Origin of the sequence: Mycobacterium persicum, assembly GCF_002086675.1 — a bacterium.
Lineage (GTDB): Bacteria > Actinomycetota > Actinomycetes > Mycobacteriales > Mycobacteriaceae > Mycobacterium > Mycobacterium persicum.
On record NZ_MVIF01000368.1, the window covers coordinates 1 to 238 of the forward strand.

The 238-nt window shown below is 74.8% G+C and carries 1 pseudogene; it reads right to left on the minus strand.

The features are described 5' to 3' along the window. Nucleotides 1–238: pseudogene (locus BST40_RS30645) on the minus strand (hypothetical protein); the annotation flags it as partial.

Genomic DNA, 238 nt, shown 5'->3' on the forward strand with positions numbered 1-238 from the left:
CGCCGGTAGGACTGGGCCCTCCATTGCCGCCGCCACCTCCGTTGCCGAACAACCCGCCGTGCCCACCGTTACCGCCGGCCCCACCGAAATTGGAGTCGGCGGTCCCGCCGTACCCGCCGGCGCCGCCGCTGCCGATCAGCGAGCCGCCGTGCCCGCCGGCCCCGCCGATACCGCCATCGCCTTTGAAGCTAAACCCGCCGTCCCCGCCGGCGCCTCCGCTGCCGTAGAGCACGCCAGC